Annotated in this window: 15 protein-coding genes and 1 pseudogene; 14 read left to right on the top strand and 2 right to left on the bottom strand. The window is 50.8% G+C overall.

Annotated elements, in window-relative coordinates; translation table 11 throughout:
* Positions 1-191 precede the first annotated feature (191 nt).
* The 13 genes from Q0J41_RS03930 to Q0J41_RS03990 all read left to right on the top strand — a co-directional run bounded on the left by Q0J41_RS03930 (position 192) and on the right by Q0J41_RS03990 (position 14,424).
* Positions 192-1,361 (top strand): glycosyltransferase family 4 protein, encoded by a 1,170-nt coding sequence (locus Q0J41_RS03930; protein ID WP_296226382.1) that lies wholly within the window; start codon positions 192-194, stop codon positions 1,359-1,361.
* Entirely contained in the window at positions 1,354-2,403 is a 1,050-nt protein-coding gene (locus Q0J41_RS03935) for a glycosyltransferase family 4 protein (protein ID WP_296226383.1), read from the top strand. Before Q0J41_RS03930 ends, Q0J41_RS03935 begins: the two co-directional genes overlap by 8 nt.
* Positions 2,396-3,409 (top strand): lysylphosphatidylglycerol synthase transmembrane domain-containing protein, encoded by a 1,014-nt coding sequence (locus tag Q0J41_RS03940; RefSeq protein WP_296226386.1) that lies wholly within the window; start codon positions 2,396-2,398, stop codon positions 3,407-3,409. The genes Q0J41_RS03935 and Q0J41_RS03940 overlap by 8 nt, the downstream gene beginning before the upstream one ends.
* A gap of 17 nt (positions 3,410-3,426) precedes the next feature.
* Positions 3,427-5,499, top strand: coding sequence for an LTA synthase family protein (locus Q0J41_RS03945; protein ID WP_296226387.1), 2,073 nt, complete (start codon positions 3,427-3,429; stop codon positions 5,497-5,499).
* A 54-nt stretch (positions 5,500-5,553) separates the two neighbouring features.
* Complete coding sequence (secG, locus tag Q0J41_RS03950) at positions 5,554-5,787, top strand: preprotein translocase subunit SecG (RefSeq protein WP_002876914.1); 234 nt, start codon at positions 5,554-5,556, stop codon at positions 5,785-5,787.
* A gap of 67 nt (positions 5,788-5,854) precedes the next feature.
* Entirely contained in the window at positions 5,855-8,224 is a 2,370-nt protein-coding gene (gene rnr, locus Q0J41_RS03955; protein ID WP_296226397.1) for a ribonuclease R, read from the top strand.
* A gap of 21 nt (positions 8,225-8,245) precedes the next feature.
* Positions 8,246-8,707, top strand: coding sequence for an SsrA-binding protein SmpB (smpB, locus tag Q0J41_RS03960; protein ID WP_003611142.1), 462 nt, complete (start codon positions 8,246-8,248; stop codon positions 8,705-8,707).
* A gap of 147 nt (positions 8,708-8,854) precedes the next feature.
* Positions 8,855-9,022, top strand: coding sequence for a hypothetical protein (locus Q0J41_RS03965; protein WP_296226402.1), 168 nt, complete (start codon positions 8,855-8,857; stop codon positions 9,020-9,022).
* 264 nt (positions 9,023-9,286) lie between these two features.
* Positions 9,287-10,621: a 6-phospho-alpha-glucosidase gene (locus Q0J41_RS03970; RefSeq protein WP_296226404.1), complete on the top strand. Its 1,335-nt coding sequence runs from the start codon at positions 9,287-9,289 to the stop codon at positions 10,619-10,621.
* Between the two features lie 59 nt (positions 10,622-10,680).
* Positions 10,681-12,564, top strand: coding sequence for an alpha-glucoside-specific PTS transporter subunit IIBC (locus Q0J41_RS03975; protein ID WP_296226406.1), 1,884 nt, complete (start codon positions 10,681-10,683; stop codon positions 12,562-12,564).
* An 83-nt stretch (positions 12,565-12,647) separates the two neighbouring features.
* Complete coding sequence (locus Q0J41_RS03980) at positions 12,648-13,430, top strand: MurR/RpiR family transcriptional regulator (RefSeq protein ID WP_296226409.1); 783 nt, start codon at positions 12,648-12,650, stop codon at positions 13,428-13,430.
* A complete protein-coding gene (locus Q0J41_RS03985; protein ID WP_296226412.1) occupies positions 13,430-13,930 on the top strand; it encodes a hypothetical protein in 501 nt (166 codons plus the stop codon). The genes Q0J41_RS03980 and Q0J41_RS03985 overlap by 1 nt, the downstream gene beginning before the upstream one ends.
* 5 nt (positions 13,931-13,935) lie before the next feature.
* Entirely contained in the window at positions 13,936-14,424 is a 489-nt protein-coding gene (locus Q0J41_RS03990; protein ID WP_296226414.1) for a PTS glucose transporter subunit IIA, read from the top strand.
* A gap of 174 nt (positions 14,425-14,598) precedes the next feature.
* On the opposite strand, the gene Q0J41_RS03995 is transcribed toward Q0J41_RS03990, so the two are convergent.
* A complete protein-coding gene (locus Q0J41_RS03995) occupies positions 14,599-15,093 on the bottom strand; it encodes a GNAT family N-acetyltransferase (protein ID WP_296226416.1) in 495 nt (164 codons plus the stop codon).
* A 62-nt stretch (positions 15,094-15,155) separates the two neighbouring features.
* Here Q0J41_RS03995 and Q0J41_RS04000 point away from each other — a divergent pair.
* Positions 15,156-15,383 (top strand): annotated as a pseudogene (locus Q0J41_RS04000) (SufD family Fe-S cluster assembly protein); the annotation flags it as partial.
* 73 nt (positions 15,384-15,456) lie between these two features.
* On the opposite strand, the gene Q0J41_RS08535 reads toward Q0J41_RS04000, so the two are convergent.
* A partial coding sequence (locus Q0J41_RS08535) for an IS3 family transposase (RefSeq protein ID WP_326832072.1) occupies positions 15,457-15,545 on the bottom strand: 89 nt, incomplete at its 5' end.

A 15,545-nucleotide genomic window follows, 5' to 3' on the forward strand; every position in this document is an offset into this window, starting at 1 on the left:
AAAATTGTGGTAGATGATTTTAAGTTAGAGATAGCGAGGCCTATGTGCCTCTTTTTTTATTTTAAACAAAAAATCTTACCGACGGGTGTGTGACTTGACACCCATCAGTAAGAAATATTATAGAGCCAGAAATTTGCACCTCTTTTGCCGATTCTCTATAATGTTTTTTAGTATGGAGGTAATGAGCGCATATGAATATCGGTTTGTTTACAGACACCTATTTCCCGCAAAACAGCGGGGTGGCGACGTCGATCAAAACCCTTAAAGAAGCTTTGGAGGCCCAGGGTCACAATGTCTTCATCTTTACGACGACTGATCCCAACGTGGACAAGGACACGGTTGAAGCCAATATCTTCCGCTTCAGCTCCGTGCCCTTTATCGGCTTCTCTGAACGGCGGATCGCCTTCCGGGGCCTGTTTGAGGCAGCCAAGGTGGCCAAGGAGGTCAACCTGGACATCGTCCACACCCAGACCGAATTTTCCATGGGCTCAATCGGCAAGTACGTGGCCAAGCAATTGGGCATTCCAGCCATCCACACCTACCACACCATGTACGAAGACTACTTGCACTATGTCTTAAACGGTCACCTGCTCCGGCCGGTTCATGTTCAGCAGTTTACCAAGAGCTACTTGAAGAATATGGACGGGGTCATCGCCCCAAGCCAGCGGGTATCGGCTTTATTAAACCGCTACGGGGTAGAAATCCCTATGCGGGTGATTCCTACCGGGGTCGACCTGGACGCTATCAGTGGCCCGGACAAGACGGATCTGCGGGAGAAACTGGGGATTGCCCCGGATGCCCAGGTGATCATCACCCTGGGCCGGGTAGCCGCGGAAAAGAAGATTGACCGTATCCTCCGGGTTATGCCGGACCTGTTGACCGAATTCCCTAAGCTGGTCTTCGTTATCGCCGGCGACGGCCCGGACGTGGATGTCTTAAAAGAGCAGGTTGAGCGCTTGACTTTGGAAGACCATGTGATTTTTGCCGGCAATATTCCCCATAACCAGGTCGCCAGCTACTATAAGATGGCTGACTTCTTCGTTTCAGCCAGCGACACGGAAACCCAGGGGCTGACTTATATCGAGGCCCTGGGCAGCGGGCGCAAGTGCGTGGTTTACAAGACCGACTACACTGACCAGGTCTTTGACGATCCGGCTTACGGCTTGACTTTTGAAAGCTTGCGGCAGATGAAGGAAGAAATCGCGGCTTACCTGCGCCAAGGCCGGCAGGAGATTCCGCCTCAGCTCTTGGAAAAGAAGCTGGAAGAGATCTCCGCCAGCCACTTTGCCAGCGAAGTCTGCAAGTTTTACCAGTACGCGATTGACAATTATCAAGTGAAAAAAGAGGACAGCAATGATTAGAATCAACATGTTTTCCCAGGCGGACTCGGTCGCCGGCCAGGGGGTCGGGGCAGCCTACCTGGAACTGATCCGGCTTCTTCGGACCCACCTGGTCGATGACTTCTATGTCACCATCAACAAGTATGGCAGAAGCGACCTGACCCACTACCACACCATCAATCCGACCTACTTTGCCAACAGCTTCTCACCAGCCAGAGGCCGCAAGATCGGTTACGTCCACTTTTTGCCGGACACCTTGGAAGGGTCAATAAAATTGCCAGGGGTAGCCAAGAAGGTCTTCTACCAGTATGTGATCGACTTTTACAAGCGGATGGACCAGATCGTGGTCGTCAATCCGATCTTTATCGACAAGCTGGCGGAATACGGCCTGGACAGAAACAAGATCCGCTATATTCCGAATTTCGTGGCTAAGAGGGAATTCTATGAACAGACCCAGGCCAAGAAGAACGCTACCCGGCAAGAACTGGGCATCCCCCAGGACAAGTTCGTCGTCTTTGGCGACGGGCAGGTTCAGGCCAGAAAAGGGGTCGACGACTTCGCCAAATTGGCTGAAGCCAACCCCGACTACCAGTTCATCTGGGCCGGCGGCTTCTCTTTTGGCAAGATTACTGACGGCTATGACCACTTCAAGCAGCTGGTGGACAATCCACCAAAGAACCTGACCTTTACCGGCATCATTGACCGGGAAAAGCTGGTTGACTACTTGAACATGGCCGACCTCTTCATCTTGCCATCCTTTGACGAACTCTTCCCAATGTCAGTTCTGGAAGCCTTCAGCTGCGGGACTCCGGTCTTATTGCGGGATTTGGACCTTTACCGGGCCATTATTGACGGCTACTACCTGTCTGGCAAGGATTTTGATGAAATGAACGAGCAGCTGCGCTTCGCGGCCACCCATCCGGAAGTCCTGGCCCGCCAGCAGGAGCTTTCTCGCAAGGCCAGCCAGCAGTACTCTGAAGACCATCTGGCTGAAATCTGGCGGGACTTCTACCAGGAGCAGTACCAGCTGGGCCGCGAATTGGGGCAGATCAGTTATGAATAAGAAAAATTTCTGGGGAGTCCTGATCGTCTTATTGATCAGCTCCCTTGTTTTATACTTCGACCTCCGGGCCACGCCAATGGCGACTTTAAAGGCGGCAGCTGGACAGATCATTCCCTGGCGCCTGGTCCTGGTCTTTTTGGCCATGGCCTTGTCCTATGTCTGTGAAGCCTTGATCCTCCGCCTTTTGGCCAAAAGGCCGGGGACAGCCAAGCGGAGCTTCTGGTCTTATCTGCGGATTCCGCTCATCCAGGCCCTTTTCAACGGGATTACCCCGATGGCTACTGGCGGGCAGCCGTCGCAATTGGCGGCCATGGTGGAAATGGGCATGGCCGGCGGCCGGGCAACCTCAATTTTGATGATGAAGTTCATCTGTTACCAGCTGGTTGTCTTATTTGCCTATTTGACGGCCTTTATCTTCGGCTTTCACTTTGTGGCCGGCAAGTTCTCGGCTTTAGCCATCTTTATTTTCCTGGGCTTTGCCCTACACGTTTTCTCCATCATCCTGCTGCTTTTAGCCATGTTTGCCCATAACTGGACGGTCAAGATGGTTAAAAAGCTGATGAAGCTTTTGGGCCGGATTTTTGGCCAGGAAAAGGCCCAGGCCTGGGAAAAGTCAACCCTGGATCAGGTGGAAAGCTTCTACAAGGAAAGCCAGGCCCTCAAGGCCGAGAAGAACAAACTCTGGGGCGTGGTCCTCTTGACGGTTGGCCAGCTGCTTTGCTACTACTCAGCGCCATTTTTGACTTTGCGGGCGCTGGGTCAGCCGGTTGACTATGTCCAGGTAACCCTAATGACGATCTTGATCATCATGTTCATGGCTGTGATCCCGCTTCCTGGGGCCAGTGGCGGGGCGGAATTCAGCTTCCAGACCCTGTTTGCCAGCTTCATCAGCCAGCCAGGGGTGGTCGTTTTAGCCATGTTCTTGTGGCGCTTTGCGACCTACTTCTTCGGCATGATTCTCGGCCTCTTTGGCTGGTCTTTCAAGCCGGCCAAATTGCGGGACTGATTTTTTGAGGTGGAAAAATGCAAAAACTCAAAGAATTCGTTAACTGGCTGCGGACTTCCAAGAACGGCTTCTTCGCCCTGGCGGTCTTCGGCTACTGGCTCAAGTGTTACCTAATCTATCTGACCAAGTTTACCCTGGGGGCAACGGGGCCGATGCAGGGCTTTCTTTTGCTCATTAACCCTATTCCGTCGGGGATGCTGATCCTGGGTCTGGGGATGCTGATGAAGGGGCGCAAGTCCTACTGGACCATGCTTGTCCTGGACTTCCTCCTGGCTACCTGGCTCTTTGCCAACATCCTCTACTACCGGGAATTCTCCAACTTCCTCTCTTTCTCCCTGCTGCAGAATTCGGGCAGCGCTTCGGAGAATTTGGGCAAAAGCATTGCCGGCATCCTCAAGGGCAGCGACTTTTTAGCCTTTGCTGACCCCTTGATCCTGTTGGGGCTTTTGCTGGGGAAGTTTTTCAAAATGGACCTCTACGCCCAGTCTTGGAAAAGGAAGGTTGCCATTGAACTGACGGCCCTCATCTTGATGGGGGGCAACCTCCTTTTGGCCCAAAAGGACCGGTCAGGCCTGCTCACGCGGACTTTTGACAACAACTACATCGTCAAGTATTTAGGGATCAACGAATATGCCCTTTATGACGGGATCAAGACGGCCCAGACCAACGCTCAGATGGCTAATGCCAAGGTGTCGGATTTGAGCTCTGTTAAAAAGTACCTCAAGGCCAACTACGTTCAGCCAAATTCAGCTTATACGGGAGTGGCCAAGGGGAAAAATGTCATCGTCATCCACCTGGAAAGCTTCCAGCAGTTTTTGATCGGCTACAAGTGGAAGGGCAAGGAAGTCACGCCTAACTTGAACAAGATCTACCATTCCAAGCACACTCTGGCTTTTGATAACTTTTTCAACCAGGTGGGGCAGGGGAAGACCTCTGACGCGGAACTGATGCTGGAAAATTCCCTCTTCGGGGTCCAGTCGGGGTCAGCCATGTCGACTTACGGGACCAGCAACACTTTTGAATCCATGCCGGCCATTTTGAAGCAAAAAAGCGGCTACACTTCTGCTGTTATGCACGGGGGGACGGGGTCCTTCTGGAACCGGAACAATGCCTACAAGTCTTTTGGCTATGATTATTTTGCTTCCTTGAACTACTACCAGTACCAAAACAGCTGGTACTTGGGCTACGGTTTAAAGGACAAGATCTTCTTCAAGCAGTCGGCCAAGTACATCTCTGAACTGCCCCAGCCTTTTTACCTGAAGATGATCACGGTCACCAACCACTACCCATATACCCTGGACAAGCAGAACCAGTCGATCAAGAAGACCACGACCGGGGACAACACGGTTGACGGCTACGTGCAGACGGCCCACTACCTGGACCAGGCGATCGGCGAATTCATGGCCTGGCTGAAGAAGACCGGCCTGGATAAAAAGACCCTCCTGGTCTTCTACGGGGACCACTACGGAATTTCCAACAACCACAACGATGCCATGGCCCAGCTGACCGGGAAGAAAAATTACGGGGAGTTTGACGACCAGCAGCAGCAAAGAGTGCCGCTCATGTTTTACGCAAGCAACCTTAAAGGCGGCATTAAGCATACCTACGGCGGGGAAATCGACGTGATGCCGACCCTGCTCAACCTGCTGGGGATCAAGAGCAAGGACATGATTTTGTTTGGCCATGATCTTTTAAGCAAAAAGAACTCGCAAGTCGTGGTCCAGCGGAACGGGAACTTTATTACCCCGACCTACACCAAGGTGGGGAGCAGCTACTATTACACCAAGACTGGCAAGAAGGTCACCAGTGCCAAGGAAAAGAAGGCCTGCCGCCTGATCGCCAACCAGGTTTTGACCCAGCTGACCCTGTCTGACCGGGTCGTGACCGGGAACCTGCTTCGCTTCTACCACCCGTCCTGGTTCACTCCGGTCAAGACCAGCGACTATGACTACAACAAGACTGACTCTTTAAAGAAACTGGCAGAAGCCGGTAAGAGCAAGACCAGCTTAAAGAGCCAGCTGGGCAAGAAGGACGCAAGCAGTCTTTATAAAACTGACGCGCCCGAACTGAAAAAAACTAAGACAAAGTAAGTCTATCTATGATAGAATAGTAGAGTAATTGTAGAATAAATTGGAGGCAGTGCATTGTACAACTTTATTATGACGCTGTTGATCATTGTTTCAGTGCTGATCATTATTGCGACAATGATGCAACCACAGAAGCAGCAAGATGCCTTGAACGCTTTGTCCGGCGGCGCCGTCTTTAGCGGCCAGACCAAGAAGCGGGGCTTTGAAGCCTTTATGGAAAAAGTGACGTCAGTTCTACTGGTATTGTTCTTTGCTTTTTCGATTATTTTGGCAATCCTGTCTTCTAAATAATCATTAACCTCCCGATCACTTGCTTGATGGGAGGTTTTTTTTAACGAAAATACAGATGGAGAAAATAATGGCGCAAAACGAGACTGTATTGGCGGGCGTGTTAGAGATCTTCCGGCATAACCCGCAAAAGCAATTCAGCGTTGACCAGATCGAGCGGCAGGCCCGCCGGGACCGCTTGGGCAACTTTACCGACCTGGTCAAGGCCCTGGCCTACCTGGAGCAGGAAAAGCAGATCATCACTGACGGCAACGGCCGCTACCAGCTGGCCCAGGAAAATACTGAAGTCGAAGGGGTCTTCCGGGCCAACGACAAGGGCTTTGGCTTTGTCCGCTTAGACGATGAGGAAGCCGATGACGTGTTCATCAACTCTGACGCTACCAAATTGGCTTTAGACGGAGACCGGGTCAAGGTCAAGATCACGGCCGGCGGCAACCCATGGAACGGAAAGGGGCCGGAAGGGCAGGTTGAAGAAATCCTGGAGCGCGGGGCTAGCAGCATTGTCGGCGAATACACCCCTTTGGAAGACCTGCAGGTCAAGATCAGCCACTTTGCCGGCTACGTAATTTCGACCAACAAGAAGTTCAAGAAGTACCGGGTCTATGTATCCGAAAACGGCTTGATCCCGCAAATGGGGGATATGGTCAAGGTATCTCTGAAGACTTACCCGACCGAAGACTTGCCAGACCAGATGACCGGGGCAGTTGTCGAAATTATCGGTAACAAGAACGACCCGGGCGTGGACATCATGTCCATCGTGGCTGAACACGACATCCGGACTGAATGGCCAGAAGATGCTTTAGAGCAGGCCAATGCTATCCCGGACCACGTAACTGAAGAAGAAAAGCATGAGCCAGGCCGGCGGGACATCACCGACCAGCCAGCCGTCACGATCGACGGGGATGACTCCAAGGACTTTGACGACGCGGTCGTTTTGTGGAAGCTGGACAACGGCAACTACCACCTGGGCGTCCACATCGCTGACGTGGCCCACTATGTTAAGGAAGGAACGCCTTTGGACCGGGAAGCTTTTGCCCGGGGCAACAGTACCTACTTGGTCGACCGGGTTATTCCGATGCTGCCGTTCAGACTGTCCAACGGGATCTGTTCCTTGAACGAAGGCGTTGACCGTTTGGTTTTGTCCTGTGACATGGAAATCACCCCGGAAGGTAAGCGGGTATCTTATGACATCTACCCGGCCTTGATGCGGTCCCACGGCCGCTTGACCTACAACAAGGTCAACCAGGCCTTGCGCGCTGACGTGCCAGACAGCGACTTGGAAGACAAGTATGTTAAGGTGCGGCCAATGCTCAAGGACATGGCAGCTCTGCATGAAGCCCTGTATAACCAGCGCCACGCCCGGGGGGCCATCGACTTTGAAGAACCGGAAGCCAAGATCATCGTGGATGAGAAGGGCAAGCCGGTGGACATCGTCTTGCACAGCCGGGGGACGGCCGAAAAGATGATTGAATCCTTCATGCTTTTGGCCAATGAAACTGTGGCAGAAGCCTACTACAGAAAAAAGGTGCCTTTCCTTTACCGGGTGCACGAAACGCCGGAAGCTGACCGGATCACCAGATTTTTTGAATTCTGCAGTGCCTTCGGCTTGAACGTCAAGGCAGATCCAAACGATATCAAGCCGCTGGACTTGCAGAAGGTGGTTACCAAGACTTTGGGCACGCCGGAAGAAGCAGTTGTGCAGATGATGATGCTGCGGAGCTTGAAGCAGGCCCACTACTCAGAAGATCCGCTGGGCCACTTCGGGATCGCAGCCAAGTACTACACCCACTTTACTTCCCCGATCCGCCGGTATTCAGACACCATGGTTCACCGGATGATCCACGCCTACCTGGAAGAAGGAATGGGGGATGAGGTCAAGGAGCACTTTAAGGAAGAACTTCCGGAAGTAGCTGACCAGACTTCAACGCAAGAGCGGCGGTCAATCGATACGGAACGGGCAACCAACGACTTGAAGATGACCGAATACATGGCTGACCAGGTCGGCAACAAGTTTGAAGCGGTTGTTTCATCAGTAACCAGCTTTGGGATGTTCGTGCAGTTGGAGAACACGGTGGAAGGTTTGATCCACATCTCCAACTTGAAGGACGACTACTACTCATACGATGAAAAGACCATGACTTTGACCGGCCGGGCAACCCACAAGAAGTATAAGGTAGGGATGCCGATCAAGGTTGTCTTGACAAATGCTAATGTTGAGCAGCACCAGCTGGACTTTGAAGTTTACGATCCAGATGCCAAAAAGCGGCCCCACAATGACCGCGGGATGGGCAGAAGAAACGGGGACCGGAACTTCAAGGGCCGGCGCAATTACGGCGGCCGCGACAAGAGCGGTGACAGACGCCACAAGCCAAGCCGCAACAACCGCGGTCAGCGGCTGGGGCAAAGTGAAAGAGGCAACCGCCGGCGGCCAAACCGTTAATATGTAAGCGGGAGGTTTTTTATGAAACAAAAAGCCAAGGATGAAAATGTCCTCGCGCAGAACCGGCAAGCCCGGCATGATTATTTCATCAAGGATACTTATGAAGCCGGGATTGCTTTGACGGGGACGGAGATCAAGTCAGTCAGAGCCCGGCACGTGACCTTGCGCGACGGCTACGTGCAGATCATCAACGGGTCGGCCTTCCTGGAAAATGTTCATATCGATGAATACAAGGAAGGCAACCGCTACAACCATGACCCGCTGAGAAGTCGCAGACTACTTTTGCATAAGAAGGAAATCGCCAAACTGGCCGATGTCAAGGCCCAAAAAGGGATGACTATCGTACCGCTCAAGGTCTATTTAAAGCATGGTTTTGCCAAGGTCTTGATTGGCGTAGCCCAGGGTAAGAAGGAATACGACAAGCGCGAAACGATCAAGAAGCGCGACCAGGACCGGGAACTGCGCAGAAAATACAGAATTTAAGAAATCCGCCGGAAGGCGGATTTCTTTGTATTCGCGTATACTTATCTGCATATTACGCTTTCCAAAAAACTTTTTCAAAGGCCGGCATTAGTTGTAGAATAAGTGTAAGCAAAAAATTCATTCAGAGTAATAGAAAGAGGATAGACAATGGGTTTTTGGATCATGCTTTTGTCTGGCTTGATTGGTCTGGGCTTGGTAATTTTTGGTGTTGAAAAGGAGCTGCCAAAGGGGCAGAAATTTGCTTTTTGGGTGATCGGCGCTGCTCTGCTGGTCTTCGCTGTTGCCTTGGCTCTGCCAAATGGCCTGCAGCTTTAGTTACCTAAATTAAGTCAATCGCGAGGTACTAGCCAGACCAGTACCTTTTTTCTTTGCAAAAATTAGTCCAGACCGCTTTCCGAAATAGTTTTCGCTCTTGCGAAATACCTTTCACAATCTGAAATATTGTCCTTTGTTTCCATAAACGCTTTACACATCTGGAAGCGGTGTCATAATAAAAGTGTAAGCAAGCTTACGGGAGGTCGGGGCGCCTGAAAGGCCCCATGTGATGAAACAATGTCTTTTGTAAGGAGCAATTGATTTATGCCAGATAAGAAATTTTCAGTAGTTATTGCCGGCGGTGGCAGCACCTTCACCCCTGGCTTTGTTATCAGTCTCTGTGCCAACCAAGACAAGCTTCCCCTGCGGAAACTGAAACTGTACGACATTGATGCTGACCGGCAAAAGAAGATCGGTGACGCCTGTGCCATCATCGTCAAGGAAAAGGCACCGCAAGTCGAATTTGAATATACGACTGACCCGGAAGAAGCCTTCACTGACGTTGACTTCGTCTTGGGCTCAATCAGAGTCGGCAAGTACGAAATGCGTAGCCAGGATGAAAAGATTCCTTTGAAGTACGGGGTCAACGGCCAGGAAACTACCGGCCCCGGAGGCATGGCCTACGGTTTGCGGTCAATCCCAGCCATCATTGAAATCATCGACTTCATGGAAAAGTACTCGCCAAATGCTTGGATGGTCAACTACTCCAACACGATCGCGATTGTCTCTGAAGCCTGCCGGCGCTTCCGCCCGAATGCCAAGGTTATCAACATCTGCGACATGCCAATCGATGACATGGGCAGAATGGCAGCCATTGCCGGGCTCAAGAGCTTCAAGGACCTCGACTTTACCTACTACGGCCTGAACCACTTCGGCTGGTGGAAGAGCGTTACCAACAAGAAGACCGGGGAAGACTTGATGCCGCTTTTGAAAGACTACGTCAAGAAGAACGGCTACTACGTAGGCGGAGACTTCGACAAGGAAACCGAAGCCAGCTGGGTCGAAACTTTCAAGAAGGTTGCTGACTGCTACGCCTTGGACCCGACGACTCTGCCAAACAACTATATGCAGTACTACTACTTCCCGCAATACGAAGTGGAAAACGCCAACCCGCACTACACCAGAACCGATGAAATCCTGGAATACCGGCAAAAGATCGTCTTCGGTGAATGCGACCGGATTGTCAAGGAAGGCACGGCCAAGGGCAACCTTTGGGAAAGCGAAGTGCACTCCAACTACATCATTGACATCTGCCACGCGATTGCCTTCAACACCCACGAGAAGTACCTGGCCAACATTCCGAACAACGGGGCTATCAGCAACTTCCCAGACGACGCTATCGTTGAAGTGCCTTGCCTCTTTGGCGCAGACGGCGTGCAGCCGCTGGTAGTCGGTGAAGCCGGCCGCTTCCAACTGGGTCTGATGATGGAACAAGTAACCTGCGAAAAGCTGGTTGTTGATGCTTATGAGCAAAAGTCCTACATCAAGATGCTGCAGGCCTTTGCCTTGAACAAGACTGTTCCAGACGCAAGCGTGGCCAAGAAGATCCTGGACGACATGATGGTCGTCAACAAGCCGTACTGGCCGGATTTGAAGTAGTCAGAATGAATTGAAATAAAAAGAAACAATGCAATAAGCAGTAAGGAGGAAGATTGCTTATGATGCAGAAACTACAGAAATTCGGGGCAGCGATGTTCGTCCCTGTCCTGCTTTTCTCATTTGCAGGTATCGTGGTTGCCATCACGAGCCTTTTGAACAATGCGTTAATCTTTGGCTCGCTGGCTAACCCCAACACCTTCTGGTATGGCCTGTGGGACACCATCCAGCAGGGGGGCTGGACCGTCTTCAACCAAGTCGACATCCTCTTCGTGGTTGGTCTGCCAATCGGGCTAGCTAAGAAGGCCCAAGGGCGGGCAGCGATGGAATCTATCGTTACCTACTGGACTTTCAACTACTTTATCGGGGGCTTTTTGACCCACTGGGGCAAGTTTTTTGGGATTAAAGACTTTGCCAACACCCAAATCGTGGCTAACTCCACCAACCAAGGCTTGACCATGATTGGCGGGATCAAGACCCTGGATACCAGTATCGTTGGTTCCTTGATCATCGCCGGGATCGTGGTCTGGCTGCACAACCGCTACTTTGACAAGAAATTGCCTGACTTCTTGGGGACCTTCCAAGGCTCAGCCTTCGTTGTTATCTTAGGCTTTGCGGCCATGTTCCCAATGGCCTTCTTGACCTGCTTGGTTTGGCCAAAGGTTCAACTGGGCATCACCGCCTTACAAGAATTCATGGCTTCTAGCGGCTTGATCGGGATCTGGATCTTCAACTTCTTGAACCGGGTCCTCATCCCAACTGGCCTGCACCACCTGGTTTACATCCCATTCCAATACGGTCCAGCCGTTGTTGCTGGTGGTTTGCAACCATGGTGGCTCAAGCACCTGACCGAATTTGCTGCAAGCACTAAGTCCTTGAAAGTCTTGGCACCAAACATGGGCTTCATGCTTTACGGGAATGAAAAAGTCTTCCTGGTACCAGCTATCTGCTTGGCCTTCTACCACACCGCTAAGAAGAACAAGAAGAAGCAGACTTCAGCCTTGCTCTTGCCAGCTGCTTTGACTTCATTCTTGGCCGGGATTACCGAACCAGTTGACTTTACTTACCTCTTTGCTGCGCCAGTTTTGTGGATTGTCTACTCAGTCCTGGCTGCAACCATGAATACGACCATGTATATCTTCGGCGTCTCCGGTCAAATGACTGACGGGGCGATCGGGATTGCTTCCATGAACTGGCTGCCGCTTTGGGCCAACCACTGGCACGCTTACCTTGCCCAGTTCATCATCGGCTTGATCTACGCTGCAATTATCTACTTCATCTTCCGCTTCATGATCGTGAAGTTTAACTACATCACTCCAGGCCGGGAAGCTGATGATCAAGAAGTTAAGCTCATGAACAAGAAGCAATACAAGGAAGCTAAGGCTGCTGAACAAGCTGCTGAAGCAGCTGGCGAAAACTCCAGCGACCCATACATCGCTAGAGCTACGGCATACACCACTTTACTGGGTGGTCCTGAAAACATTTCAGAAATCACTTCCTGTGCAACCCGTTTGCGGATCACGGTTAAGGATCCTGATAAGGTCGGGGCTGACGCGGCCTTTAGAAAGAACCGAGCAGTCGGCGTTGTCCGTCACGGTCAAGCTATCCAAGTCATCGTTGGCTTAGACGTTGCCCAAGTTTTGGAAAGAATTGAAAGCATCATCGCCGACAGTGGCAACACCGTTGCCAAGACCGAAGCCGACCCGGATGAAGAAAAGGCCACCGGTTACCTGGACCTGCTAGGTGGCAGAAGCAACATTAAAGAATTGACTTCTTGCTCAACCAGAGTAAGAGTCCACGTCTTTGACACTAAGAAGGTTGCCGGCGACGACGACTTCAAGAAGTTCGGGGCCAGCGCCGTTGAAAGACGGGATGACCAGGAAATCGACATCGTGGTCGGCCTGGAAGCTGAACGGGTTGTCAACAAGATGAAGGAAATTATGTAAGTTTTTAAATTGGTCTAAGCCCATAAAAGTGCTATTCTGTTAACTAGGTGAAAACGTCACCAAGTTAGCAAGAGGAGACTTTTATGGCAGGACTAAAAGCACGAATCGTGGAAAAATCAAGTGATCTGAATCCATCGGATAAGAAGATCTTAAATTACTTGCTGAACAATGCTGCTGAATGCAGCGAACTCAGTCTGGCGAAATTGGCCAAGAAACTTTATGTTTCAGAATCGGCCATTTTTCGCTTATGCAAAAAGGTCGGTCTAAGTGGCTACAGCGAATTAAAATACGAGCTGGCAGATTTTTCCAAGGGGGAGAAGCGGATGGTTAAGCAGCAAGATACCTTCGCTGAGCGCCTGGTCAAGAATCTGCGCTCAGAGCTCGGCTATTTCAGGACACTGGATTTTGAAAGCTTTTATTCGACCTTAAATCAGACAGAAAATATCTACATTTACACCACCGGCTGGCAGCAGGCGTCTATCGCCAGCTATCTCTCCAACCAGCTTCTGGTGAATGTGGGCAAGCCGACGGTTGTCATGCCATCAGCGATTAGTGAATTGAAGATGTCGAAGAATTGGCTGCAAGACCATGACCAATTGATTGTGATTTCCTTCTCCGGGGAAGATCCAGACTTGTGCCAGCTCCTGGATGAGCTGCACCTGCTCAATGAGCATTTGACGATTACTTCGCTGACGACCATCAAGGAGAGCCGGCTGGCCAGTCTGTCTGACTACAGTCTCTTTTTCCAGCCAAGTCTCTTCCATGAGAGCATCAGCACCAAGAACTGGGCTTTTAGCCCGGCTTACATAATGATTGATTTATTGATTAACGGTTACTGCGAGTGGCTGAGAAAAGAGGATGAATAATGCAAGAGAAAGCTTTGAATTGGCTAGACAGGTTGACTAAGTCTGCCCGTCTGACGCCGAAAAGAATATTAAAAGTCTACACCTTCGTCCTCTTTTTTGCCCCGCTGGCCTACCTGCTGCTCTTGCAGCTGCAGGCCGGGGCGGCCAAGCAGCCGATCACTGACTTCATCGCGGCCAGTCCCGCGACCACGGTGTCAATCATCGTGGCAGCCGGTGACTTTCTCTTGGGTTACCTCTGCTGGATCGACGGCGGGGCCCTCTTGGCCGACCGGCGCCAGTACATGAAGTTTATGAAGCTGCAGCTGTGGACCCAGCTGATCGTTGGCAACTGGGTCTGTCTCCTCTTCGCTATTTTTGCCCTGCGGCGGGGAGAGGATTTACCTAAAGAGAGCAAGGTAAAGCCGAGCCAGCTGCTGTCCTTGACCTACTTGATTGCTTCTTTATTCGTAATTTGTTTTGTGTTCTATGTAATTCTCGCCTTTAGAGCGGTGAAAGGTTGATATTCATGTTTAATTTCTTTAAAAAGTCCAAGTCAAAAGGCAATGAAGTCAAGGCGCCCATCAAGGGCAATCTGATTCCCCTGTCCGAAGTCAGCGATGACGTCTTCTCCCAAAAGATGCTGGGCGACGGTTTTGCCGTTAAGCCGACCGGCCAGGAAGTAGTTGCCCCGGTTTCCGGGACCATTACCACCCTGTTCCCGACCAAGCACGCCATCGGCATCAAGACGGACGAAGAACTGGAAGTCTTGATCCACTTGGGGATCGACACGGTGGAACTGAAGGGGGAACCCTTCAAGCTCTTTGTTGAGCAAGGCGACTCAGTCAAGGCTGGCGATAAGCTGGCGGAAATGGACATCGCCGACGTGGCTGATCACGGCCTGGACAACACGGTCATGGTGGTTTACACCAACATGGACCTGCTTAAAGAAGTCAAGGATGTCGACCCGCGCCCTGTAGAGGCGGGCGACGACGCGCAGGAAATTGCCTTTAACTAAAGCGCGTGATAATTTTTACCATTTTTAACATTACTCTTTAATCTAAAACTTTTACTTTATATTTTTACTCCTCTATTTTAAAAAACTTTCTTTTACTAACTCATAAATCGCCAGACTGCTCCGGGACCTTTCCCGGGGCAGTTTTTTGCATGAAAAAAGCAGCCTTGCGGCTGCTTAGGCGAGGGATTTAGCCAACATTTGGTGGGGGATGCCAGCTTCCATAAAGACGGGACCGACATCGTGGTAGCCGTTAGCCAGGTAGAAGTCCCGGGCATTGGCTTGGGCGTGGAGGTAAAGCTCTTTGGTTAAGTTATTTGCCAAAACGTAGTTTTCAATAGCGCCTAAAAGCTGACTGGCGATCCCGCGGTGGCGGGCAACTTTTTGCACGGCGACCCGGCCGATGTAAAAGCGACCTTCTTTGTTGAAGAAGCGGGCGGCCGCCAGGGCATTGCTTTGGTTTTCGTTTAAAAGGAAGACGTGATAAGCAGAAAGGTCCTGGTCGTCCAGTTCAGGAACCGTGATTTCCTGCTCGGCAACGAAAACATCATCGCGGATTCTGGACAGGCAAAAGACCTCCCGGGCAGAGAGCTCATTAAAATGTTTGACTTGGATTTCTTTGCTGAAGTCGTTTTTCTGACGCTTTTTCACGGTTGACAGGATCCTTTCCATAACTAGTTAATTATTTTTAGTCATTGTAGCAGGCTTGAAAGATTTGTCAAATTACTTGTTTATTTTCTGAAGTTTTGAACGGGAACATCTCTATAGAGCACGAGGCCAAGGTGGCAAGAATCTCTGAAGAGCAGCTCTACTATTTGATGAGCAGGAGGATTTCAGAAGCCAAGGATACGGAAATGATTGTGATGGGCTTTGTGGAAGCATTTACCAAGGAACTGCCGATGGAATACGTGGAGGAACTGAACCGCTTGATCAAGTACCAGATGGTGGGCTTGATCGGGTAAATAAGAAAAATAGGCGCAAAAAACGTCTGGAATTTCTGAAGTGCCATAGAAAAGTTAGACATTTTAGAAAATCTTAAATAGTTGCCATTACACGATCTCTGTATTTTACAGGGGTCGTGTAATTTAGTTTATTGGACCGTCTGATGTTGTTAAACCAATATA

Origin of the sequence: uncultured Lactobacillus sp., from assembly GCF_944327175.1 — a bacterium.
Taxonomy (GTDB): domain Bacteria; phylum Bacillota; class Bacilli; order Lactobacillales; family Lactobacillaceae; genus Lactobacillus.